Genomic DNA, 23960 nt, shown 5'->3' on the forward strand with positions numbered 1-23960 from the left:
TTGTCATCCCCATCATCACCTATAGCCATAACCATAGCCGTATCCGTAGCCATAACCGTATCCGGCACTACCATCGCTAACCACATCATTCATGACGTAGCCCAGCAGGTTAGCATGGGCCATCTTCAGAAGTTCAACCGACCGCCGCGCGGCCATCTTTTGAGTACTTCCCTGCCGAATGACCATCACAACGGCATCCAGGCTATGGGAAATCACTTGGGTATCCGCAACTTCCAGCATTGGTGGCACATCCAGAATTACCAGGTCATAATTTCCCCGGACGGCTTTCAAGAAGGTCTGCATCCGGTGAGAGCCTAACAATTCCGCCGGGTTCGGTGGGATTGGCCCACTTGGCAAGAGGTCGAGGCCTTCAATCTCACTTGGCTTAATAATCCCCGCTAAGTCAATCGAGTGTTCCTGGCTGTTTAGGATTGAAGTCAAGCCTTCCCGACCATCAATCCCGAAGGTCCGGCTCAACGTCGGCTGCCGCAAGTCAGTGTCCACTAGCAGAACATGCTTCCCACTTTGGGCAAAAACCACGGCGATATTATCAGTGACCGTCGACTTCCCTTCAGAAACATTGGCCGAGGTAAATGCTAAGGTCTTGATTGTTTTATCAATCGACATGAAACTAATGTTAGTCCGAATTGTCCGGAACTGTTCGGAAATAACACTCTTCGGGTGGACAGCAGTAATTAGCTTAACCCCGTTATCCATTGTGTCGGTTGAATTCTTATTTTTGCGGTGAAATAAAGACATTTTCTGACCTCCTTAAACCCGACGCCTTGCGCTTGTATTTGAACGCTGTTTACTGTTAAGTGTTTCCTTTTTCCGGTCAAGATGAATGTGATCGATGTGCCCCAGGTTCGTTAACCCTAACTCATCAACCATGAATTCATCAGAGTTAACCGCGGTATCCATCAGTTCCTTGATAATCAAGTAAATAAAGGAAGCTAAAAGTCCCAAGATTGCCCCGGCCAGGGTGAACAACTTAACGTTCGGGAAGGACGGCGCAGATGGTGCCGATGCCCGCGACACAATCGTGACGTTGTTGACACTCATCATCTTCTTGATCCGCTTCTTGAAGACGGACGCAATCGTGTTGGCGGTTGCTGCTGACTTCTGTGGGTCATCGGTCGTTACCGCTACTGAAAAGACTTGCGAATTCTGTTCGTTACTGATCTTGATGCCCTTTTTCAGTTGACTAGCGGGAACATTGTAATTGCGACCATATTCCTTAGCCACCTGACTACTACTATTCAGCTCATTACTGGTCTGCTCCAAGATCACGTTATTCGTGATGATGTCCTTGTAGGTATTGATGATCTGGACATCGGCCTGCTGGTCGTTATATGCCTGACCGTTGCTATTACTGTGCTTTTGGTTAACCAGTATTTCTGTATTAGCCGTATATTTCGGAATTACCGCAAACTTTGCCACGGCAAAGCCTAACACGGCAATCAAGACTGTCCATAAAATCAGCATCAGGTAATTATTGCGAATAATCACCAGTAACCGGTGAAGGTCAATCGTATTCGTTGCTTCGCTTTGTGAATCCGTCATTGTCTACTCCTTAATTATTCAAACTATTCTGAAGCAGGGTCGTTACCCGCTCCTGTTCGGAACTTGGTACTACTTCAAAGTCCTGGCCATCATCGTTTTGGCCCCGTCCTTGGGCGTGGTCTTGGACCACCTTGGCATTTGCCTGGCGGTAGTCCTTGGCCAGTGTGACCATATTCTTAAAAGTCAGGTCCGTCTGTGAACTGTCAGCAATTGACTTTAAAAATTGTCGGTTGAGGACCGTCTTATAAGAAATGGACTTCTTCAATAAAGCAGTGATGATCAACCGTTGCCGTTGTTGCCGTCCGTAGTCACCCTGCGGATCGTCATAACGCATCCGGCTAAACTTCAACGCGTTCTTCCCATTCAGATGATAGGTCGTTCCCTTCTTGAAGGAAACACCACCGTATGTGAAGGTCAGTGGTGACTTGACATCGACCCCGCCAACCTGGTTGATTGCCTTTTCCAGGCCGCCCATATTGACCAGGACGTAGTAATCGATTGGGATATTGAAATGCTGGTGAACAACCTTGACACTCTCTTTTACCCCGCCAAATGTGTAGGCGGCGTTGATCTTAGCCGGTGACTCATCAGGGTAACCGGGGAGGTCGACCTTCATGTCCCGCGGCAGGCTGACAATCGTGGTCGTCTTCTTCTTGGGGTTAAGGGTCATTACCATCATGGTATCTGTCCGCCCCTTGTAGTTTCGCCCAAGGGCCCCAGTATCGGTCCCCAGTAAGAGGATCGATACCGGCCGCCGCTTTGCAAGCACCTTATCGGCATCACGCTGTTTAGTGATGCCGGCGCTGTTGTACATGTCATTCGTCGTGACTTTCAGGTTTCGCCATGCAATTGTTGCAAAGAAAATTGCAAAAAGCAGGAGAATCCCCACGGCCCACCAAAAGATATTCTTCAATATCCGTCGCCGGTGGTGGTGACGATGATGGCGGTGGTGGTGGTGATGACGAACAACTTGTTCATTCAACGACTGCTGACCCGCTAATTCATCTTTAGTATCATTGTTCTCTGACATCGACTGTCTTCTCCTAATTTCTTCGTATACGTAAAAACACTTTTAATAATTTTTTAACAACTTATATTTTATTCCTCCTGGTCACGACTTACAAATCACCAATAATTTAAAGTTTGGGTATTTTGAAATTCAATTTCAGTTGATAATTAAATTACTTTACCTATTTAAGTGGGTGCAATATCATGCTAACGGGCTTAAAATGATATTGCTACGGTGCCAAAATTAATTTCTCGCCACTGATAAGAAAAGGCAAAATTTTTTAAAATTCATTTAATTTAACGTCCGATAAGGAGGCTTTCTAGGCAAAAATTACTCCTTCAATATGCCAATTTATGTCTTACCACGTAATCTTTTGGTGCATACAAAAAAGCCAGCCGTTAAGCTAACTTAAAATAATTATTCCATATTTTCTAACCGGTTTTCCTATTTGTATATCATCTCACTGTCCTAAACTTACTCCGGTCCTTATGACCCCAGAATTGGAAAAGGTCGGTCCGCAAAGCACCATTATACAGCTTCCGCCGCTTGGTTGCCTTTGCCCCGTAGTACTTCTCAAATTCCAAATCAGCGGTCAAAATGTACTTGCTCCAGGTCGTCAGTGGTCGGTAGAGCTCCCCCATCTGCCGGTACAATTCGTGGACAGCCGCATGGTCACTCAGCCGTTCCCCGTATGGCGGGTTGGCCACGATGACCCCGTTGCACTTGTCAGTCCGCCAGTCCTTTAGCGCCAATTGCTTAAAGGTAATGTCATGGGTCAATCCAGCGGCCCGACAGTTCTCTTCAGCAATCTCCACCATGTTTTGGTCAATATCATAACCATGGATGTCGAGTTTGACATCATAATCCGCCTTATCATCAGCCTCATCACGGACGTCATCAAATAAGCCCGCTGGCGTTAAGTTAACCCACTGCTCACACGCAAAGGCCCGGTTGATCCCCGGAGCAATGTTATGTCCCAGTAAAGCGGCCTCGATTGGAATCGTTCCTGAACCACAAACCGGATCCACAAACGGGTTATCAGGAAACCAGTGGGCAAGCATCACCAACGCTGCCGCCATGTTTTCCTTCAAGGGAGCGCCCCCTTTATTCTTCCGGTAGCCCCGCTTGAACAGGCTCTCTCCCGTCGTATCCAGGGTCAACATTACCTGGTCCTTGTTAATTACAACTTCTAGCGGGTACAGGTTCCCTGTTTCTGGCAACCGTGTCCGCCGGTGGTACACCTTACTCAGCCGTTGGACAATCGCCTTTTTCACAATTGCCTGAACGCTGGGAACATTATGGAGCTGAGAATGGTGACTGCGGCCCTCCACCGGGAATTCGGCATCGACCGGGAGGAATTCTTCCCAGGGCAACGCCGTCGTGTTTTCAAAGAGCTCATCAAAGGTCCGGGCAGGAAACTCGCCGACAATAATCTTGATCCGGTCCGCCGTCCGGAGCCACAGGTTGGTGGTTAAAATGTCCCGCATGTCGCCGGTAAAGCGCACCCGGCCGTTTTCAACCTTGGCTTCGTAACCTAACTGGCGGAGTTCCTTGCCGACCAGGGCCTCAATCCCGGCCGCCGCCGTTGCCATTAATTGATATTTTTGCAAAATCAAATCTCCTCGTTATTCAATGTTAACCCTATTTTACCCGATGAGCATAAAGAATGCTAATACTGGTCCTTCTGCATCGTTGCTGGCCAGCCGACAATTGCCTGCCGCTTATCCAAGCTTTCCAGCAGCCGCACATCAGCCGGGGCTAAGGTAAAATCAAAAATCGCTAAGTTATCTGCCATATGCTGCGGGTCCAGGGTCTTTGGAATCACAACGATCCCTTCCTGGTTTAAGAAGCGCAGGGTAACCTGGGCCGGTGTCCTATGGTAACGCGCCGCCACCTTCTGCAAAACCGGCTGATTCAAAAAGCCGGGCTGGTTCTCACCCAGTGGTGCATAAGACTCGTGAACCATCCCCCTGCTCATCAAATAGGCGTGCATCCGCTTTTGCTGCCAGAGCAGGTGGGTTTCAATCTGGTCAATCGCCGGGGCCACGGTTGCTCCATCGATAATCGCTTGGCCCTGGGAAGCGTTGAAGTTACTGAGGCCGATTGCCGCACCTTGCCGTCCTGGTAAGCGTCTTCTAGTGCCCGGTAGGTCTCGTCATCGTTCCCGGTCGGCCAGTGGATGATCACCAGGTCAAAGTAGTCATGGTTAAACCGTCGCAACGATTCGTCTAAGCCTGCCTTGGTGGCCGCGTAGCCACTAGTCTGCACCTTGGTGGTGACAAAGACCTGGTCTCTGGCCAGCCCACTCTCAGTCAAGGCCTCGCCGACCTCAGCCTCGTTGCCATAATACTGGGCCGTGTCAATTAGGCGGTACCCCGTCTGCAGGGCCAAGAGGACATTTTTCGTTGTCTCCTCCGGTGCCGTTTGGTAGGTTCCGTACCCCACTGCGGGCATGATAATCCCGTTATTTAGTTTAACCTCCTTCATTATTACCATCCTATTCCCAAAAATCTTCAAAGTCCCGTGACGCCGCCGTCGTGCTATCCGCCTGAACTACGTTGCCCTTGACAATCTTCAAATCATCATTTTCCGCCGCAAAGTGGTAGCTAATCCCCCTTTGCTTTTCATAATCGACGGTGGTCACCTTTCCAGAAAAGTACCACTCATCACTAAAATCGATGTAGTAGGTGACCCCAGCTTTGACCACCTTTGCGACTGCCTGACCCGGTTCAGTTGGCACTTGGTATTTGACCTTGACACCCGTCGGCCCTTTCTCCGCCACAAAGGCTAGTTGGTCTCCTTCATGGAGGCCCAGGTGGCCTTTCAACCAGTTTGCCGCATGATCAGTTACTTCTAATTTCATTTTCGTCCCACCTTTTTTATTAAATTTAACATATCCGGTCAGTAATCGGAAACAATTCCCACTAGACGCAAAAGGCCTTCAGCATTCGAATGAATTCGGACCGTACAATACCCCTTAGGGTTTACACTCCTGAAATGTCAATTTAAATTAGAAAAATGTTGAAAGCTGTTCATCTGTGATATTCTTCATGAATACTTCAACAGGTGTGCGATAGTGAAGCGATTTCCGTGAAATTCGATTACGGTATGACATGAGTTGGGTAATTAATTCATCAGGTAGGTTGCGGAAGTCTAATCGTTTACTGAGACCGTCACGGCTTAAAATGCCATTATTATTCTCGTTAAGTCCACGTTGATTGGGTGCCCCGACTTCCGCAAAATAAGTATGAATGTCATGCTTATTAGCGATGTCACGCCAACCAGCGAATTCTTTACCGTTGTCAAAGGTAATTGACTTAACCAAGTGACGGGGCATTTTTGAAAGCCATTTATCTAAGTGACAATTAACTGCTTCATCAGTTTTGCGATGAACATTGAGAACAAACATGACTTTGGATTGACGTTCTACCAAGGTCATGACAGCTCCACGATGGGCTTTGCCTTGAACAGTATCGGCTTCAAAGTGACCGAACTCATCCTGGTCATGAGGGAAGTCTTGATAACGTTGATAGATACTGCGTCCAAGCTGACCAGCCTTACCACGTCGTTCGACATAGCCATTGGGGTGACGTTTATCCTTCATCGGTAACTGTTGAGCATTGAAATTATACTGTCCTCGAGCAAACATCCGATAAAGAGTCCGCATACTACAGCTAATGGCATGTTCCTTACGACCAATAATGGTATCCGGTGTCCAGCCAGCTTTAATTTGGTCGTTAATATACTCAACTTCATTTTGGGGCAACTGAGCTTGTTTTCGACCACAGTGACGTTTATTACGCTGGTATTTTTCAAGATATTGTTCAATGGTTTTACCGCCATTAAGGAAACGATAAATTCGATAAATCGTTTCCTGACTACGCTTGAGAAGTTTGGCGGTTTGATAGGTTTTAGTTCCAAATCAGCTATGAGGGTTAATTCACGTGTGGTAAGATGTCTATAGGTCATTTGTGATGTTTCTTTACTTTTGTTTGTGGTTATTCAAAAGTCTATCACAAATGGCCTTTTTCTAACTTAATTTTACAAACAGCGAGTATTAACATTGAACTCCCAACCGTGAGCCCAATGTGTTTATTCAGCAGATTATAAAAAGCAGCCCGCACCGAATTCACCGGCGCGAGCTGCTTAAATTTTTTTCAGTTAACTTGTATTAAGTTCTCAATGGCAGTCGTTACTGCCGCATTTAACGTTTCCTCATTATCGTCAGCATATTTAACTAAATCTCTATGAAGTTCTGGTGTTATCCGAACATTGAATGTACCTTTATATGAGCTTGCCTTTATCAGGTGCTTTCATTGTCAGACTAACTTTTTCAACTCAGATAACGCTTGATCATAGTTTGGTTCATCAGTGAGTTCCTTCAAAATTTCGCGGTAAACGATTTTGCCATTCTGATCGAGGATCCAGACCGACCGGGCAAGGATTCCTTCATCTGGGATCAACAGTTTGGACTCATAGCCAAAGGACTCGTCCTTATCAGAAGCCAGCTGCATGTGTTTGACACCTTCGGCAGCGCACCACTTTTGCTGGTCTTCAATCGTGTTGGTCGAGATCGTTAAAAAGTTAACGTCTGGGAACTGGTCCATCGTTGAATTAAAGTGCTTAGTTTGAATACTGCAAACGGGGGTATTAATGTTTGGCACAACGCTTAGTAACGTGACCTTTCCCAGCAGTTGCCGCGTTTTGATCTTCTCATCATTTTTGTCATAAACCTTGAAGTGGGGAAATTCTTCACCAACTGCTGGCGGGTTGCCAACTAATTGTCTTGCTTCACCATTAATTGTAATTTCCATGAAAAAGTCACTCCTCTATTAGGTTTAATCCAGTATAACTAAAATCGGCGCAAAAATCATTAATTTTAACTGGGGTTAACCCGGCCTTCCTCATGATCCTAAAAGCCACCTTAAAGTTATTAGACATGTCTAACAATAAAGTAAAAAAGCCCCACTGAGGACTTTTTTATTTATGAAGGCTTTCGTTAATGACCCCTTGAAGTCCGGTGACACCACTTTTAATTATTTTAAAGGGCGGTTGCGGAGAATGACCGGTTTTCCAAAGCCCAAAGAAGGGCCCCCACCGTGTCTAGCGCCGTCAGCAGAGGAATATTATGCTCGATTGCCGTCTGCCGGATGATAAAGCCATCGGAATTCTTGGCATAGTTGTGACCCATCGTGTTGATCACCAGGTCAACCTTGTTATCCTTGATGACCCGGATAATGTTTTTGTCACCATCATCTTCACCAATCTTACCAACGGTTTCAACATGTAGGCCGTTGTCCTTCAAGAAATCTGCCGTCCCCTTAGTGGCCAAAAGACGGTAGCCAATCAGGGCAAAGCGCTTGGCCAGTGGCAGGATGGTCTGCTTGTCGTTATCTTCGATGGTTAACAAGACGCTCCCGTTGTCCGGCAGCTTCATCTTGGCCCCGGCAAAGGCTTTGTAGAGGGCCTTGGCAAAGGTCTGGTCGGACCCCATGACCTCACCGGTGGACTTCATCTCGGGTCCCAGGTAAGCGTCAACGTCATCCAGCTTATTGAAGCTAAATACCGGCGCCTTGACGTGGATCATCTTGCTCTCCGGGTAGAGGCCATCGTGGTAACCCTGGTCAGCCAGGCTCTTACCGAGGATTACCCGGGTAGCGACTTGGGCCATCTCAATTCCGGTGATTTTAGAAAGGAACGGTACGGTCCGGCTAGCTCGTGGATTGACTTCCAGAACATAGGCCTCGTGGTTATGGATGATGAACTGAATGTTCATGATTCCCTTGCACTTGAGGGCAATTGCCAACTTCTTAGTGGCCGAAACAATCTGGTGCTTGATGTCGTCGTCAAAGCTTTGTGGTGGGTAAACCGCCATCGAGTCCCCCGAGTGGACCCCAGCATGCTCGATATGCTCCATGATCCCCGGCAGCAAGACGTCGGTCCCGTCACAAATGGCGTCGACTTCACATTCGCGGCCTTCCAGGTAGGCATCAATCAAGATTGGGTGGTCAGCGGCCACGTCAGCATTCTCCTTCAGGTACTGGCGCAGTTCGTCCTCGTTGTATACGATTTCCATTGCCTTGCCCCCCAGGACATAACTTGGCCGTACCAATACCGGGTAGCCGATCTTTTCGGCTGCCTCAATCACTCCCTGGTGGGTCGTGGCGGTCAGGCCAACTGGTTGCTTCAGTTCAAGCTTCTTAATAATCTCATCAAAGATTCGCCGGTCTTCCGCCGCGTCAAGGTCCTTAACACTGGTTCCCAGGATCTGGACCCCGTTCTTGTCCAATCCGGCCGCCAGGTTAATTGCCGTCTGGCCACCGAACTGAACGATTACGCCTACTGGTTGTTCGAGGTCGATTACATTCATAACGTCCTCTAAGGTGAGCGGTTCGAAGTAGAGCTTGTCAGAAACGGAGAAATCAGTTGAAACCGTCTCCGGGTTCGAATTCATGACGATTGCCTCGTAGCCCATTGACTGGAGGGCCTTAACACAGTGGACAGTCGCGTAATCAAATTCGACTCCTTGGCCAATCCGAATCGGGCCAGAGCCAATGACGAGCACTGACTTCTTGCCAGTTCGGTGACTCTCGTTTTCCCGGTCGTAAGTACTGTAAAAGTACGGGGTGGATGAGTCAAACTCTGCCGCGCAGGTGTCAACCATCTTATAAACTGGGATGATTCCATTATCCTTCCGCATTGCTCGAACCTTATCTGCCGTCGTCTTCCACAGGTTGGCAATCGTCTGGTCACTAAAGCCGTACTTCTTGGCTAACCGCAAAGTTGCCAGGCCCGCCGGCTTGTCCTGAATTTGTTTTTCAAGTTGGACCAGGTGGAGAACGATGTCCAAGAAGTAGTCGTTAATCTTAGTCAGCTCGTGGACATCGTCAATCGTGTAACCGCGACGGAAAGCTTCCGCAATGTAGAAGAGTCGGTCGTCTTCGGCGTGCACCAACTTGTCTTCTAGGGCCGTATCCGTGGCCTTGTGGGCTGGAACAGAGAAGAGGCCCTTCTGGTTGATTTCTAGGGACCGCACGGCCTTTTGCAGGGTCTCTTCGGCGGCCCGGCCAATCGCCATGACTTCCCCGGTGGCCTTCATCTGACTGCCCAGCCGGCGGTCGGCCAGGGTGAACTTGTCAAACGGCCAGCGCGGAATCTTGCAAACGACATAGTCGAGGGCCGGTTCAAACTCGGCATAGGTTGTTCCGGTAACCGGGTTCTTGATCTCGTCTAAAGTCAGGCCAACCGCAATCTTAGCGGCCATCTTGGCAATTGGGTAACCAGTGGCCTTAGAAGCCAGTGCCGAGGACCGGGATACCCGGGGGTTAACCTCGATTACGTTGTAGTGGTAGGAATTCGGGTCCAACGCTAATTGAACGTTACAGCCCCCTTCAATCTTGAGGGCCCGGATCAATTTCAAGGCACAGTCCCGCAGCATCTGGTATTCCCGGTCCGAAAGGGTCTGGCTCGGGGCAAAGACGATTGAGTCCCCAGTGTGGATGCCGACCGGGTCGAAGTTTTCCATGCAGCAAACCACCATTGCGTTATCGCTGGCGTCGCGCATCACTTCGAACTCGATTTCCTTGTAACCGGCAATCGACTTTTCAATCAGACATTGGGTAGCTGGTGAAAGGTCTAACCCGTTGGCAGCAATCGTCTTCAGTTCCTCGTCATTGTGGCACATTCCACCACCGGTACCACCCATGGTGAAGGCCGGCCGAACAATTACCGGGTAGCCAATCTCGTGGGCAAACTTCAGGGCACCGTCAACCGTCTCCACGGTTTGGGAGGCCGGCACGGGTTCGTGGAGCCGTTGCATCAGTTCCTTGAACTTTTCCCGGTCTTCCGCCTCATCGATGGAGTCTAACTTGGTCCCCAAGAGCTCAATGTGCAATTCATCTAGCAGCCCCGTCTTGGAAAGGGCCACGGCCAGGTTCAGGCCAATCTGACCTCCCAGAGTTGGCAAAATAGCGTCCGGGTATTCCTTCCGAATAATCCGGGAGACAGATTCAACCGTTAAGGGTTCGATATAAACGTGGTCAGCGATTTCATTATCCGTCATGATTGTTGCCGGGTTGGAGTTAACGAGAACGGTCTCGTACCCCTCTTCCCGTAATGCTAAGCAGGCCTGGGTTCCAGAATAATCAAACTCAGCCGCCTGACCAATGATGATCGGTCCAGACCCGATTACTAAAATCTTGTGAATATCTGTCCGTTTAGGCATTCGTTCGTGCACTCCTTTGCTGGTCTACCATGCTAATAAAGTCATCAAATAAGCCGTCAGCATCGTGGGGGCCCGGTGCAGCGTCCGGGTGGAACTGAACTGAAAAGGCCGGGTACTGCTTGTGACGTAGCCCTTCAATCGTGCCATCATTTACTTCGACATGGGTCACCAGCAGCTTGTCCTGGTCAATTAACTGCGGATCAACCGCGTACCCGTGGTTCTGGGAGGTAAAGTCAATCTCACCGGTAGCAATGTTTCTAACCGGGTGGTTAAAGCCCCGGTGGCCGAACTTCATCTTGTAGGTCTTCGCACCGTTAGCGAGGGCAAAGACTTGGTGCCCCATGCAGATGCCAAACAGCGGCAGGTGTTTTTCTACCTCGGCAACCATCTTTGCGGCGTCCGTCATCTCCTCCGGGTCACCAGGACCGTTGGACAAGAGAATACCGTCGGGCTTGAGGTTCAAGATTTCCTCCGCCGTGGCGGTGTACGGCAGGACAATGACGTTGCATTCCCGTTCCGCCAGTTCGCGCAGAATGCTGTGCTTGATTCCAAAGTCAATCACGACGATATTCCGCTTCGTCCCGGGGTTCGGGTACGGTGACTTGGTTGAAACCTGGCTGATGATCCCTGCGGTTGGGTGGGCAGTTTGGATCTTCTTCAAGAGCTTGTCCGGGTCGGCCACGTTGTCAACGATTGCCCCGTGCAATGTCCCGTGTTGGCGAAGCTTGCGCACCAGTTCCCGGGTGTCAATGCCTTGAATTCCCGGTACCTTTCGTTGAGTTAAGAAATTTGGCAAGGTATCTTGCATTCGCCAGTTGGTGGGGCGCCGGGCGACCCGGTGACAAACTACTCCTTTGATTTGGGGCTGCAATGACTCGTAGTCATCCAGGTTGACCCCATAGTTACCAATCAAGGGGTTGGTAAATACCAGGATCTGGTTAGCGTAGGACTGGTCAGTGATTGCCTCTTGGTAACCAGTCATCCCCGTCGTAAAGACCACTTCACCAAGCGTTGAGCAGTCCGCGCCAAATGCCTCACCAGCGTAGACGCTGCCGTCTTCTAGTACAAGGTAGCGTTCCATCATTAATCTTCCTTTCGTTCGTAAACCACTTTGCCGTCGACCATCGTCAAGACGGTCTCACCATAGACCTTGTCACCAGTAAAGGGATTATTGATCCCCTTGGATTGGTAATCTTCTTGCTTGATCTCAAATTGGTGGTCAAGGTCAAAGATTGCAATGTCAGCCGGCTTACCGGGTTCTAAATGTCCCGCATCCTTCAAGCCAAAGAGGTCGGCCGGCTTGGCTGTCATCCAGTCGAGCAGCTGCGTAAGGCGGCAGATTCCGGTCTTGACCAGTTTCGTGTAGAGCTCACAGAAAGCCGTCTCGCTTCCCGTGATGCCGTTAGCTGCCTTAGTAAAGTCATTCGGCTTATCACTAACGGTGTGGGGAGCGTGGTCCGTTGCAACCATGTCGACCGTCCCATCAAGCAGGCCCGCAATTAACGCCTGCTGGTCTTCTTCATGCCGCAGCGGCGGGTTCATCTTGTAGTTGGTGTTACCTGCTGGAATATCCTTGTCGGCTAACAAGAGGTGGTGCGGAGTGGCTTCACAGGTTACATTGACCCCCTGCTGCTTTGCGAAGCGGACCATTTCAATACTTTCCTTAGTTGAAACGTGACAGATATGGTAGTGGACCCCCGTTGCCTTAGCCAGCACCAGGTCACGCGCAACCTGAGCTGATTCAGACACGCTCGGTGCGCCGGGCAAGCCTAATTCCTTTGCCCGCTGACTTTCGTTCATTACGCCGCCAAAAAGGAGGGAGTTGTCTTCCACGTGAGCAGCTAACGGGAGACCCGCCTTAGCGGCACCTTCCATCGCCTTGTACATGGTGCCCGCAGTTTGCACCCCACTCCCGTCGTTGGAAACAGCAAAGGCACCGGCGCGCTTGACGCCTGCAAAGTCGACCAGCTGGTCACCCTGCCGCCCGGTTGTGATCGTTGCAAACTGGGCAATGTGGACCAGGCCCTCCTCCTGGTTACGTTTGACCATGTGGGCCACCCGTTCAGGGGTATCAGGGGTGGGGTCAACATTTGGCATTGCCCCGACCGTGGTAAAACCACCATGGATGGCAGCTGCTGTCCCGGTCTTGATTGTTTCCCTTTGCGTTTGGCCAGGGTCGCGATAGTGAACGTGAACGTCCACCAGGCCAGGTGTTACCAGCTTTCCGCTGGCGTTAATGATGTGACCAACCTCGTCAGCGAGGTCGGGAAGATTGCCAATGGCTTCGATAATGTTATCGTCAACTAAGACATCGGCGCAAATCAGCCGACCGTTGACGTAGACGGTGCCGTTTTGAATTAAAGTTTTCATCTATTCCAAACCTCCCAGGTGACGACCACGGACAACTGCTTCCAACATTGCCATCCGCATGAAGACGCCGTTTTGCATTTGTTTAAAGAAGGCACACTTGGGTGCTTCAACCAGGTTACCGGCAAGTTCGACGTCGTGGTTGATCGGACCGGGGTGCATAATCAGGCATTGGTCCTTCAGCCGGTTATAACGGTCATGGTTGATTCCGTATTTCTCATGGTACTTAGCCGCGTCAAACTTGCTTTCGTTAGCGTCACCGGCATGCCGTTCGTGCTGCACCCGCAAAAGCATCATCACGTCAACCTTGTCCACCAAGTCGTCTAGCGGGCAGAACTTACCGTACTTGTCAAAGGCATGGTCGTACCAGTAGTCGGGACCAGAGAAGTAAACTTCAGCCCCCAGCCGCGTCAGGATTTCCATATTGGACCGGGCAACCCGGGAGTTGGTAATGTCACCAACAATGGCAATCTTTAAGCCCTTGAAACTACCGAAGTGCTCGTGGATGGTCATCATATCTAAGAGGCTTTGGGATGGGTGTTGGCCGCTCCCGTCACCGGCATTGACAATCCCCAAGTTGAGGTGCTGGTCGGCACGGTGGTTAATCAGCGGTTCATAGTAGGCGTTTTGACTTGCCCGAATGACGGACAGGTTAACGCCCAGCGCATTCATCACCAGGCAAGTGTCGTAAAGGGTCTCGCCCTTGCTCATCGAACTGTGGGCGGCGTCAAAGGGGATTTCGGTAAGGCCCAGCTTCTTTTCGGCCATTGCAAAGCTGGTATGCGTCCGGGTTGAGTTCTCAAAGAACATGTTCGTGACGTAGACGGGCGTTTTTAGCTGGGGCCTTGCACCACCGTTCTTAAAATATTCAGCCCGCTTGATCAGGGTATTAATCCGGTCAACACCCAAATTTTCAACACTTACAAAGTGTGGTAACTTAACAAATTCAGTCATGATTTGATTCTCCTTAATAAAAAAGCCTGGGGCTCTTGCTCCGGGCAGTCTGGTCTTCTCCACCTATATTAAGGAGAAGTAACCATGCTGCCCTCTCTGGAGCAAAATTAATGGTTACTTATTCAAGTTAATTAGTTCAACGTCATCCTGGTCGTCAACTTCGGTCATGTTGACCTTAACCTTTTCCTCACTGGATGTTGGAACGTTTTTGCCAACAAAGTCAGGCCGGATTGGCATTTCCCGGTGGCCGCGGTCAATCAAAACCGCCACCCGGATGCTTTGGGGCCGTCCCTGGTCCATCAGGGCATCCATTGCCGCCCGCACTGTCCGGCCGGTGAAAAAGACATCATCAACCAAAACGACTTGTTTGTCATCAATGTTGACCGGCAATTTCGTGGTGACTTTACTTTCTTTTGCCACCTGGTCATTTTGCAAGTCGTCACGGTAACCGGTGATATCAAGGGGAACCACTAGAATCTGGGCATTCTCGAGTTTGGCCATCTGTTCCGCAATCCGCCGGGCAAGAAATTCACCGCGGGTCTTAATCCCAATCAGGATCAGGTCGTCAAAGCCCTTGTTCCGTTCAATGATTTCATAAGTAATTCGGGTCAAAGCTCGCTTCATTGCCATTGCGTCAATAATCTGTTTGTTCATCATTACACCTCTTTTGATCATGCCCCAAAAGAAAAGCCCCTAGACAAAGCCGTTTCGTCTAGGGGTTCACTAATACCAGGGTCTTATCTGGTACTCGCGTTATTATAGCCGAACCTTACTAGCCTCACGGGACTAACTTAAAGGACATTGATTGACTATAAGATACCAGTTTTGTGAAAAAAGTCAAGGACTGGCAGAAATTTAAAACTAAAAAAAGAAGCTGGAAAAAAGCATCAGAGCGCGCCTTTGGCTAGTATGGGACGATCATTGGCACGGAACGGGCCGGCGATTGTCCGTAATCAATGGACTTGCTGCGCGGCGGTAGACACTAGGAGCGCGCTTCGAAGCGGAGCAAGCCTATTGGTTTTTCCGCGATTACTGTGTAACACTCGGATATGAAAAAGAGGCTGGTGAGAAAACAAAGTCTTCTCCCAGCCTCACCTGTTTGCAAGCATCTGTAGGCCATGTTTTGTCGTAGCCCAACCACCAGGCAATGGTTGGACCGAGGTAATCATCTATCTCAGAGTTAAAAAACTCTCCCCTGGAATCGCTTCAATTTGCTATCCAAAGCTCCCCTACCGTAGTTTGGGTTTACCGCTTGAGGGGTTTACCGCGTTCCACCAGCAAGGTTTCCCCTGCTGTATCGTCACTGTGGCACTTTTCAGGAATACTCGGGCATAGTAAAACCTTAGCCGTTTTTTCCGCCGTCACCGGACAAGCCGGTGCCCCGCCTTATTTTTTCAGCGAGCACAAACACTACAGGCATCGCAGCCTGTGCGAGCATGGACCTTCCTAACGCAACAAAAGCTGCGCTCAATTACCCAAAGCTTGCAAAATCTTATTATATTTGATAACGCACACTAAAGCAAGTGTGAATCGTCGTTGCCGTTGTTGTCACCCAGTTGGGAACCAAATACCCGGCGTTCCAGGTTGGAAAGCCGCTTTAAGATATCCATATTGGTGGCGTTAGAAACGGGTTGCTGGTTAGCTGACCGGGTATTCATCGTGGCGCCAACTTCAACTTGCCGGTTGAGTTCGTCAACCTTAGCTTTTAACCGCTCGTTTTCATCGTTTAAACGGTCGATTTCCTTGTTGTAGGTGTCGTAGTCCTTGATAACATTATCAAGAAACTCATCAACATCAGCCATATCGTAACCCTTACCGATGCTGTGTTCTTTAAATTGCTTATGCAAAATATCTTGTGGAGTATAATTTATGTTACCCAACTTTGAACACCTCAATTGTTTAGTTTGCGTAATACATAACTATCTTACCAAAACCTGCCTTGATTGCAAGGATTTTTTTAGTACCCCTTCTCCGCCAGTTTCTTTTCACGTTCCTGCTCACCCCATTCAAGGGCCGCTTCCTGAAGCTCATCAAAGTCAATTAGGTCCAGGGGGTAGTCTTGACTTTCGCCATACTTCTGCGCTAAGCGGTAATCGTACTTAGGCTTCCCCGGGTGGTCAGGGTCATACACCATCAGCATCCGGTCGGTATGGGTAATCATGAATTGCTGGTACAGGCGGAGTTGCTCCGGTGACTCATACGGTTTTGTGGTGACCTCCTTAGAGAAGTTAACCCGTTCGCGGAGGGTGGCCAGCTTAGCCTGGTTGGCGGCGTTCCACTTACCAGCGAAGTCAGCAAACGGCAACATAATGGCCACCTTGAGCTGGTGGTAGTCCTTCCGCAAGTCCAGAGCACACTCTGCTGCCCACTGCTCCGTCCCCAGCTGGGGCCCGGTGATCAGCCAAAATTCGTCCGAGCTTTCATCTAAGTAGCTTTTTAGCCGGGCAGTTAGGACCCGTTTGACTACCAAAACCTTAGGGTCATCGTCTTTGAAAGTGTTGAGCTCGTAACTACGGTAGCCGGTTACCCACAAGCGGCGCATAAAATTACCTCCGTAACAATTCTGTATCAATCAGTTTATCAATATTCTGGTATAATATATTGCTAGTTAGGAGAGTGAGCACCTTGACTATTCACTATCCCAATGGCCAGCATCCCCATCAATCATATCACGCCCAGCGGGATTTACCGACCCCCCACCAGTCAATTTATGCCAAGCGGGGGATGTCGCTCGAGGATGAAATCAACCATAGTAATCAGTACTACTTGAGTCGTCACATTGCAGTTATTCATAAAAAGCCGACGCCCATTCAGCTAGTCAAAGTCGACTACCCGAAGCGGAGTGCGGCGGTTATTCGGGAGGCCTACTTCAGGCGCCCATCGACGACCGATTACAATGGTGTCTACAAGGGGTATTACATCGATTTCGATGCCAAGGAGACCCGCAATAAGCAGTCCTTTCCTTTGAAGAACTTTCATCCTCACCAGATTCATCATATGCGTGAGTGTGTTAAGCAGGGCGGAATTTGTTTTGCCTTTATTAAGTTCACGGAGCTTGACCTCGTCTACTTACTGCCGGCAAGCATTCTCTTCCAGTACTGGGATGAACAGGCCAGTGGCAGTCGGAAATCAATCCTGCTGACCGACATTCAAAAGGCGGGCTTTCAAATTGGCTACCAGTTGAACCCCCGCCTACCATATCTCAAAGCAGTCGATCAGATAATCGCTGCGAAGAACAAAGGAGTCTATCATGTCGAATAATGATCAACCGACCCGTGGCGACCGGCATCAACCGAGTCAAGAAGATTTTGATGACGAGCGTAGCGGGGGCTTAATCAAGAAGATCCTGTTATGGGTGGCCGGGATAATCGTCTTACTGATTGTCGCCGGTGCGGCCCTCTTCTTCTACTATGCTTCTAGTGCCCCAAAAATCAGCGAGAGTGAACTGGCTAGTCAAAACGGGACCACGATTTATGATGACCAAAACCGGGTTATCTCCCGCCTTGGTCTGCAAAAACGGGAATACGCCAAAGATGGTCAGGTTCCAGCAACGTTGAAGCACGCCGTGGTTTCTATTGAAGACCGGCGCTTCTACAAACACCACGGGATTGACCCGATTCGGATCATGGGAGCGGCCACTTCAAACATCTTTGGTCACTCCGACGGAATGCAAGGAGGAAGTACCTTAACCCAACAACTGGTTAAACTTTCCGTATTCTCCACTGCGGCCTCGGACCGGACCTTCAAGCGGAAGGCCCAGGAAGCCTGGCTGGCAATCAACGTTGAGCGCCACTTTAGTAAGAACCAGATCCTCGATTTCTACATTAATAAGGTTTACATGGGTAACGGGGTCTACGGTATGCAAACGGCGGCTCAATATTACTATGGTAAGAACCTGGACGAGCTGAGCCTGTCTCAGCTGGCCCTGCTTGCCGGGATGCCGCAGTCACCAACCTACTATAACCCGTTGTCGACCAACACCCAGGCGGCGACCCAACGGCGAAACGAAGTCCTAAACGCAATGGTGCGGAGTAAGTACATTACCCAATCGCAGGCCGACAACGCGGCTAAGGACAGCATCACCGCTGACCTGGACCCCCACCATGGAAACACTTCCGGCGGGGACGTTAACGTTAACGAAAAGGTTGTTGACCCTTACGTCAAACAGGTCCTGGCTGACCTAGAAGCCAAGGGTTACAACCCGTACAACGATGGTTTACAGGTCCACACCAACCTTGATCTGGATGCCCAGAAAAAGCTATACGACCTGGCCAACAACACGGTCTCCTTCCAGAGTCCCCAAATGCAGGCCGGGGTGGCCGTTACCGACCCCCACAATGGTCAGATTGTTGCCATGCTTGGTGGCCGTCACACTGGTAAGGTTATTTACGGCCTTAACCGGGCGGTCCAAACTAACCGGAGTTCCGGTTCGACTGCCAAGCCATTAATGGACTACGGTCCGGCAATCGAATACCTGCAGTGGCCAACCTTCAAGTCCGTCTCAGATACCAAGTTCTACTACCCTGGCACCAACATTGCCCTGCATGACTTTGATAACAAGTACAAGGGAACGATGACGATGCGGGCTGCCCTCGTGCAATCACGGAACGTCCCGGCTATCCGGACCCTGCAACAAGTCGGGATCAAACGGGCAACGACCTTCTTAAAGGGTCTCGGCATCTCCCAAAAGAAACCGTACACCCTGCAAAGTGGGATTGCCCTGTACATTTCACCACTTCAGGTTTCCGCTGCTTACGCGGCCTTCGCTAACGGTGGGATTTACCACAAGCCGTTCTACATTTCATCAATCACCACCCAGGATGGCGCGGTCAAGCATTACAGTTCCACCGGCCACCGGGCAATGAACAAGGCAACGGCCTACATGATGACCGACATGCTCAAGGGGGTCTTCACTAACTCCCAAGGAAGTGCCACGGCTGCTCGTTTGGACGGGGTCAACCAGGCCGGGAAGACCGGGACAACGAACTACCCAGGTGGTAGCGGCAAATCCGGTGTCATGGACTCCTGGATGGCGGGTTACACCAAGAACTACTCGATTGCCGTCTGGACTGGTTATGACCACCCAATGTCGGAAAGCCCAATTGCTGAATCCTCAACAACCGATGCCCAGATTCTTTACAGGGACCTGATGCAATACCTTGATAGTCAAAACCATGCTAGTGACTGGAAGATGCCAGATACGGTTGAAGCGGTCCGGGTAAATGGTAAACGGCAGCTAGTGATCAAGGACTCTAAGTGGGCCCTCCAATACGCTGCAATCGATGATGATAGCGGAAGCAGTGATGACGACGACAGCAGTCGCAGCAGTAGCGACCGCAGTGGTTCATCATCCATTGATTCGATTGTTACTTCGCGTTCCGTCTTTAGCAATGAAGACCAGGATGGTAACAACCGGAACCAGAATACAACCGCTAATAGTAACTCAAGCAATGGCAACAGTGGCAACAACAATACCAACAGCAATGCTGGTAAAAGTGGTAATACTAATGGCGGTGGTGCCCAACAGCCAGCCGCTAATCCACAGGCTGCAGACGCTCGTTATCCGAAGATTAAATAATGGGGCTGTGACATAAGTCCCAAATAATTAATGGAGTTAGATGAAATCTTCGGATTTCATTTAACTCCATTTTCCTTTAAAATATTAGTAAAAGAAAAGACATCGACCTGACCGTCGATGCCTCCAAAATACCCTCGAAAGGATACAAAAACATTGGAACCTGATTATAACATGAATCAACTTAGTTTGAACATACCTACTGCTTATGAACCTGAGTTAAATCATCCAGCACGTTATATTAATCGGCTGGTTGAAAGCTTAGCGCTGCGGCGACCCAATATTATGGGTCGACCAAGAGAGTATGATCCACGAATGCTGTTAAAGTTAGTTTTACTGGCTTACAGCTATGGTATCATTTCCTCTAGGAAAATTGAACGCTTTGCTCGTGAAAACATTGTTGCGATGTGGTTGACTCAAGAACAGCGCCCAACCTACCGCACCATTGCTCGCTTCATTGTCTCCCAAGAATTGGAAGATATGATTCAGAGTAGTTTCAAGGAATTTCATGACTATTTAAAGGCTCAGGGAATGATCGATGAGGCTTCATTCATTGATGGCACTAAGATTTTAGCTAACGCAAATAAGTATTCCTTTGTTTGGAAGAAACGCACCATTAAGTATCGCGAATTAAACGTTGAAAAGGCTCAAAAACTAATTCGTGAAATTAAGCAAGCAGAAGTTAAGATTGATGTTGATGAAGATAGCTTTGACATTGATCAACTTGATACGATTATTGCCTTACTTGAACAACGGATTGAAGAGTTAAACCAACGGGTGGCCGAAACCGCAAAGGTTTCGCCCAATCCGGCCAAGCAGGAACGACGTCATGCCAAAAAGTATCTCCATGCTTTAGACCATTGTCGTCAAAAGCATCTTGAATACCAAGCCCAATCGCAGATCGCTGGCCAACGTAATAGCTATTCCAAAACCGATCATGACGCTACTTTTATGCGTTTAAAGGAAGATCCGATGCGTAATGGTCAAACAAAGCCAGCGTATAATCTTCAAATTATGACTAGCTCACAGTACGTGCTGGGTTATGAACTCATGCAGAACCCAACCGATACTAGAACATTAATCCCATTCTTATCTCATCTCGCCCAGAACGAAGTTTTGGGGCGAGAAATTGTTGCCGATGCTGGTTACGGATCAGAACGCAATTATAAGTATATCGAAGATGAGCTACCTGATTGTACAGCTTTAATTCCTTACAGCACCATGATTAAAGAGAATAGCCGTAAGTGGCGTTCTGATGATCGAAAAGTAATGAACTGGGAATATCATGAGGCTGATGACTTTTATGTAAACCCACAGGGCGTCCGATTCAACTTTAAACGATACGCATACCGAAATGATAAATACAAATTCCGTCGTGATTTCAAAGTATATCAAGCAGAGAAGTATGATGAGAATCATCAAATTATTTCTCAGGCATTAACACCACATGGGAACACTAAGTACCTTATGGTGAACCCACAGTGGGAATATTTTAAGTCGAAAGCTCGCGAGTCGCTTTCAAATTCCAACACTTACTCCCGTCGTAAGTACGATGTAGAGACTGTTTTTGGTAACTTGAAGGCTTATTTGGGTTTTAAAAGGTTCACAGTACGTGGTCTTAAGAAAGCCAAAAGACAAATTGGGATTGCTTTAATGGCATTAAACATGAAGAAAATGGCCGGAAGGCCGCTCATTTTCTCAAAATATTCAGATAATCAAAAAGCTCCATTCAGAATTTTTGTTAAATTCCGAATGGAGCTTCTGATTCAGAGGCTTTTGTCACAACCCCATTTTGGGTTTAAAGGGTAGCTTCCTCCTTACCCACCGTAAAGAATAAGCTCCAGCGTCCGAAGGCTGGAGCTTATTCTTATTTAAATTTCTTTACGCCGCCGTCCATCTTGCAGGATGTAGATGGCAACCAACACGATGACAATCCCGGTGATCTCTACCCAGTTCAAATGAAGGTGGAAGAAGATTACGCTCAAAACTGACGTAACGATTGGCTGGAGGGCATCCATAATACTGATCACGTCGGATGGGGCAAAGTTAATTGCGTGCAAAAGCAGGCCAAATGGCAGGATCGTCCCGAAGAGGATCACGGTCCCTACTGACAGGACCAGGGTCGTGGAAATGTGCGGCGGGTTGACCCACATTGGCCGGTAGAGGTTAAAGAGGGCCCCCGCAATCATGGTCCCCCAACCGAGAACCACCAGGGGCGGATTCTTCGCTGATGCCCGCCGGGGTAAGACAACGTAGAAGGCTGCCGTAATCCCGGACCCCAGGCCCCAAAGAACCGAAATAAACGGCAAGGCTAGCGACGTCAGGTTTCCCCGAGTGATGCACATTACCACCCCAATCAACGCTAGGACGAAGGCGATGATGTCACTTCGGAAGGGCCGCTGCCGCATGATAAAGATGTTCCCCAAGACGATGAACAGTGGTGAAAGGTACTGAAGAATTGTGGCCGCCGAAGCATTCCCAGTCTGAACCGCAAAGTAGAATGTCAGTAAGTTCAGCATTAACCCAAAGATGGCATAGGTTACCACCGAGATGGCCGTATCCCGTGACTTGAAGACGTTAAAGGTCTTCCGGCCGTAAATAATAAAACTCAGGACCAGAAGGATAAACCCGGTGATCAAGGTCCGGGTCGACAACATCCAGGTTGCTGGGATGGCCAAGTTTTGGGAGATCAGCTGGAGGGTGGTCCCCGAAATCCCCCACATTACTGAGGCTAGTCCGGCCCAGCCCATCCCCTTCATGACCGCATGTGATGACTTGTGCTCCATTATTTTATTCCCCTTTCAAACTCTATTCGCCCAACTTGTAGATTGGGATCTTGGGCCCCTTCTTTCGCTGGCGCTTGTTGCTGGTGGCGCTTTCCTGCTGCCCCCGCCGCTGCTCAAACTGACGCTCGTGTTGCTCGATATCATGGCGGGTTCTTAAACCCTGGCGGTCCCAACTCTGCAAGATCCGTTCCATGTAGTTCAGGCTTAGGGCGCTATTCAAGACCGCCTGCTTTAGGGCCAACTTGATCATCTCGGTCGAATAGCCGTCTTTATCCAACCAGTCGTTGACGATTTGCATCTCCATCGAAGAAAGTGGCCGACCAAATTCGGCCTCCAGCGAGTTGAAGGTTTTCATCCGGCTATTTGCCGCCGTCGTCTCGACATGTTGGGTAGCCTGTTGGTCATCAAAGACGGCCAGACGGTTAATCAGCGGTGTAAAGTCGTAGGCCGCTTCTTCCTTACCGTCGTTTGTCTTGCGCATCTGCTGGTCAACCAGGCCGCTCATAACCATCTGGTGGAGCTGGTCAAACACCTGGACTTCGGAAGTTGCCAGGTTCTTGGCGATCTGCCGGATATCTGGACTCGCATTGCCGCGGTCCTGGTAGGACTTAAACTGTAAATAGAGGACCAGCTGGGACGTGGTCAGGCCAATTTCCTTATAGTGGCGAAGCAGGATGTTGCTCACCGAGGTCTCCCCCGCTTGTAAATACCGCTGCAGAGAATTTTCTGCCATAATCTCCCTCCTTAAAGTTATTTCATAAATTAATGAAGAGGATGAAAAAGAACCGCAGCCTTCCCCCCCTCATTACACAATAATCACGGAAAAAAAGTGCGCTCCAGGTCTAGCTAAGGACAATCGCCGGCTCATTCCGTGCCAACGACCTTCCTATACTAGCCAAACGGAACGCTCTAATACTTTTTCCCAACTTCAGCTACAAATTATTAATTTCTTGAACGTAATGACCAGTCTTAAAGTTGATCAGGTCATAGCATAGGTTACCCTTCTTATTACGGTAGGTAACTTCCCAGACGGTCTTATCATTAAACACCCCGGGTGCCACTTTCAAAATTTCTGCTGGGCGTCGGTTGCGGCTGGTCATTGCCCGAACCTGCTGGGCAGAGAGCCCCGCGTTTTGCTTCAGGACCCGGATATTGCCACCCTTTTGCGGGACAATCACCATAATGGGTTGACCACTCCGGTTCTTTCCGGTAACCGTGTAAAAGGTGCTTTCCCGGTTATAGATGTAAAAGTGCTGTGGATGCTGCAAGTGGGCATACTTTTCAGCCATCTGGGTTGCCTGCCGCTTGGCCTCTGCCCGCGGCTGGTTGCTAACTGCAAAAATGCTCCAGCCGAGCAGGAGGACCAGCAAAATGGCAATGATAATGTTTCGAAGCGTTCGCAGGGCCGATCCACGATCATGGGCCCGTTGAACTTCGCGCCGACTTTGCATATTATTCTTCCCTTCCTCAATCTAGTATCAC

Annotated in this window: 20 protein-coding genes, 1 other RNA gene and 2 pseudogenes; 3 read left to right on the forward strand and 20 right to left on the reverse strand. The window is 49.3% G+C overall.

Going from position 1 to position 23960, the window contains the following annotated elements:
* Nucleotides 1-15: 15 nt before the first annotated feature.
* The 17 genes and pseudogenes from KZE55_RS05985 to KZE55_RS06065 form a co-directional block, all read right to left on the reverse strand.
* Nucleotides 16-759, reverse strand: coding sequence for a CpsD/CapB family tyrosine-protein kinase (locus KZE55_RS05985; protein WP_222257805.1), 744 nt, complete (start codon nt 757-759; stop codon nt 16-18).
* Between the two features lie 12 nt (nt 760-771).
* Entirely contained in the window at nt 772-1563 is a 792-nt protein-coding gene (locus KZE55_RS05990; RefSeq protein WP_222257806.1) for a YveK family protein, read from the reverse strand.
* Between the two features lie 10 nt (nt 1564-1573).
* Entirely contained in the window at nt 1574-2593 is a 1020-nt protein-coding gene (locus KZE55_RS05995; RefSeq protein ID WP_222257807.1) for an LCP family protein, read from the reverse strand.
* Between the two features lie 434 nt (nt 2594-3027).
* The gene (locus tag KZE55_RS06000; protein ID WP_222257808.1) at nt 3028-4182 is read right to left on the reverse strand and encodes a THUMP domain-containing class I SAM-dependent RNA methyltransferase; all 1155 of its coding nucleotides are present in this window, start codon (nt 4180-4182) and stop codon (nt 3028-3030) included.
* A 59-nt stretch (nt 4183-4241) separates the two neighbouring features.
* Nucleotides 4242-5059, reverse strand: a pseudogene (locus tag KZE55_RS06005) (aldo/keto reductase).
* Between the two features lie 10 nt (nt 5060-5069).
* Nucleotides 5070-5435, reverse strand: coding sequence for a hypothetical protein (locus KZE55_RS06010; RefSeq protein WP_222257809.1), 366 nt, complete (start codon nt 5433-5435; stop codon nt 5070-5072).
* Between the two features lie 147 nt (nt 5436-5582).
* Nucleotides 5583-6541, reverse strand: a pseudogene (locus KZE55_RS06015) (IS30 family transposase).
* 188 nt (nt 6542-6729) lie between these two features.
* Entirely contained in the window at nt 6730-6879 is a 150-nt protein-coding gene (locus KZE55_RS06020) for a toxin-antitoxin system HicB family antitoxin (RefSeq protein WP_082126017.1), read from the reverse strand.
* Nucleotides 6880-6891: 12 nt separating this feature from the next.
* A complete protein-coding gene (tpx, locus tag KZE55_RS06025; RefSeq protein ID WP_047767282.1) occupies nt 6892-7386 on the reverse strand; it encodes a thiol peroxidase in 495 nt (164 codons plus the stop codon).
* Nucleotides 7387-7613: 227 nt separating this feature from the next.
* Nucleotides 7614-10796 carry a carbamoyl-phosphate synthase large subunit gene (carB, locus tag KZE55_RS06030; protein ID WP_222257810.1) on the reverse strand — a complete coding sequence of 1061 codons (3183 nt, stop codon included), beginning with the start codon at nt 10794-10796 and terminating at the stop codon, nt 7614-7616.
* On the reverse strand, nt 10789-11877 hold the full coding sequence (gene carA, locus KZE55_RS06035; RefSeq protein WP_222257811.1) for a glutamine-hydrolyzing carbamoyl-phosphate synthase small subunit: 1089 nt from the start codon (nt 11875-11877) through the stop codon (nt 10789-10791). The genes carB and carA overlap by 8 nt, the downstream gene beginning before the upstream one ends.
* 2 nt (nt 11878-11879) lie before the next feature.
* Nucleotides 11880-13166: a dihydroorotase gene (locus KZE55_RS06040; protein ID WP_222257812.1), complete on the reverse strand. Its 1287-nt coding sequence runs from the start codon at nt 13164-13166 to the stop codon at nt 11880-11882.
* Nucleotides 13167-14117 carry an aspartate carbamoyltransferase catalytic subunit gene (locus KZE55_RS06045; protein ID WP_047767289.1) on the reverse strand — a complete coding sequence of 317 codons (951 nt, stop codon included), beginning with the start codon at nt 14115-14117 and terminating at the stop codon, nt 13167-13169.
* Nucleotides 14118-14231: 114 nt separating this feature from the next.
* A complete protein-coding gene (pyrR, locus tag KZE55_RS06050; RefSeq protein WP_047767291.1) occupies nt 14232-14771 on the reverse strand; it encodes a bifunctional pyr operon transcriptional regulator/uracil phosphoribosyltransferase PyrR in 540 nt (179 codons plus the stop codon).
* A gap of 453 nt (nt 14772-15224) precedes the next feature.
* Nucleotides 15225-15600: RNase P RNA component class B (rnpB, locus tag KZE55_RS06055), an RNA gene on the reverse strand.
* A gap of 31 nt (nt 15601-15631) precedes the next feature.
* Entirely contained in the window at nt 15632-15997 is a 366-nt protein-coding gene (gene gpsB, locus KZE55_RS06060; RefSeq protein ID WP_222257813.1) for a cell division regulator GpsB, read from the reverse strand.
* 77 nt (nt 15998-16074) lie between these two features.
* A complete protein-coding gene (locus tag KZE55_RS06065) occupies nt 16075-16659 on the reverse strand; it encodes an SLOG family protein (protein WP_222257814.1) in 585 nt (194 codons plus the stop codon).
* Nucleotides 16660-16742: 83 nt separating this feature from the next.
* On the opposite strand from KZE55_RS06065, the gene recU reads away from it, so the two are divergent.
* From recU to KZE55_RS06080, 3 genes are all read left to right on the forward strand, one after another.
* The gene (recU, locus tag KZE55_RS06070) at nt 16743-17378 is read left to right on the forward strand and encodes a Holliday junction resolvase RecU (RefSeq protein WP_047767297.1); all 636 of its coding nucleotides are present in this window, start codon (nt 16743-16745) and stop codon (nt 17376-17378) included.
* The gene (locus KZE55_RS06075; protein ID WP_222257815.1) at nt 17368-19695 is read left to right on the forward strand and encodes a PBP1A family penicillin-binding protein; all 2328 of its coding nucleotides are present in this window, start codon (nt 17368-17370) and stop codon (nt 19693-19695) included. The genes recU and KZE55_RS06075 overlap by 11 nt, the downstream gene beginning before the upstream one ends.
* Nucleotides 19696-19812: 117 nt before the next feature.
* On the forward strand, nt 19813-21501 hold the full coding sequence (locus KZE55_RS06080) for an IS1182 family transposase (protein ID WP_463674772.1): 1689 nt from the start codon (nt 19813-19815) through the stop codon (nt 21499-21501).
* A 62-nt stretch (nt 21502-21563) separates the two neighbouring features.
* On the opposite strand, the gene KZE55_RS06085 is transcribed toward KZE55_RS06080, so the two are convergent.
* The 3 genes from KZE55_RS06085 to KZE55_RS06095 form a co-directional block, all read right to left on the reverse strand.
* Entirely contained in the window at nt 21564-22478 is a 915-nt protein-coding gene (locus KZE55_RS06085; RefSeq protein ID WP_222257816.1) for a DMT family transporter, read from the reverse strand.
* A 22-nt stretch (nt 22479-22500) separates the two neighbouring features.
* Nucleotides 22501-23211, reverse strand: a complete 711-nt coding sequence (locus KZE55_RS06090; protein WP_222257817.1) for a DnaD domain-containing protein — start codon at nt 23209-23211, stop codon at nt 22501-22503.
* Nucleotides 23212-23410: 199 nt separating this feature from the next.
* Nucleotides 23411-23929: a cell wall elongation regulator TseB-like domain-containing protein gene (locus KZE55_RS06095; protein WP_222257818.1), complete on the reverse strand. Its 519-nt coding sequence runs from the start codon at nt 23927-23929 to the stop codon at nt 23411-23413.
* Between the last annotated feature and the right edge of the window lie 31 nt (nt 23930-23960).

Source organism: Limosilactobacillus panis (assembly GCF_019797825.1).
GTDB classification, from domain to species: domain Bacteria; phylum Bacillota; class Bacilli; order Lactobacillales; family Lactobacillaceae; genus Limosilactobacillus; species Limosilactobacillus panis_A.

Coding starts and splice junctions, on each gene's coding strand:
- KZE55_RS05985 (WP_222257805.1), bottom strand. CDS start 759: ATGTCTTTATTTCACCGCAAAAATAAGAATTCAACCGACACAATGGAT.
- KZE55_RS05990 (WP_222257806.1), bottom strand. CDS start 1,563: ATGACGGATTCACAAAGCGAAGCAACGAATACGATTGACCTTCACCGG.
- KZE55_RS05995 (WP_222257807.1), bottom strand. CDS start 2,593: ATGTCAGAGAACAATGATACTAAAGATGAATTAGCGGGTCAGCAGTCG.
- KZE55_RS06010 (WP_222257809.1), bottom strand. CDS start 5,435: ATGAAATTAGAAGTAACTGATCATGCGGCAAACTGGTTGAAAGGCCAC.
- tpx (WP_047767282.1), bottom strand. CDS start 7,386: ATGGAAATTACAATTAATGGTGAAGCAAGACAATTAGTTGGCAACCCG.
- carB (WP_222257810.1), bottom strand. CDS start 10,796: ATGCCTAAACGGACAGATATTCACAAGATTTTAGTAATCGGGTCTGGA.
- carA (WP_222257811.1), bottom strand. CDS start 11,877: ATGGAACGCTACCTTGTACTAGAAGACGGCAGCGTCTACGCTGGTGAG.
- KZE55_RS06040 (WP_222257812.1), bottom strand. CDS start 13,166: ATGAAAACTTTAATTCAAAACGGCACCGTCTACGTCAACGGTCGGCTG.
- KZE55_RS06045 (WP_047767289.1), bottom strand. CDS start 14,117: ATGACTGAATTTGTTAAGTTACCACACTTTGTAAGTGTTGAAAATTTG.
- pyrR (WP_047767291.1), bottom strand. CDS start 14,771: ATGAACAAACAGATTATTGACGCAATGGCAATGAAGCGAGCTTTGACC.
- KZE55_RS06065 (WP_222257814.1), bottom strand. CDS start 16,659: ATGCGCCGCTTGTGGGTAACCGGCTACCGTAGTTACGAGCTCAACACT.
- KZE55_RS06075 (WP_222257815.1), top strand. CDS start 17,368: ATGTCGAATAATGATCAACCGACCCGTGGCGACCGGCATCAACCGAGT.
- KZE55_RS06080 (WP_463674772.1), top strand. CDS start 19,813: ATGCCTCCAAAATACCCTCGAAAGGATACAAAAACATTGGAACCTGAT.
- KZE55_RS06085 (WP_222257816.1), bottom strand. CDS start 22,478: ATGGAGCACAAGTCATCACATGCGGTCATGAAGGGGATGGGCTGGGCC.
- KZE55_RS06090 (WP_222257817.1), bottom strand. CDS start 23,211: ATGGCAGAAAATTCTCTGCAGCGGTATTTACAAGCGGGGGAGACCTCG.
- KZE55_RS06095 (WP_222257818.1), bottom strand. CDS start 23,929: ATGCAAAGTCGGCGCGAAGTTCAACGGGCCCATGATCGTGGATCGGCC.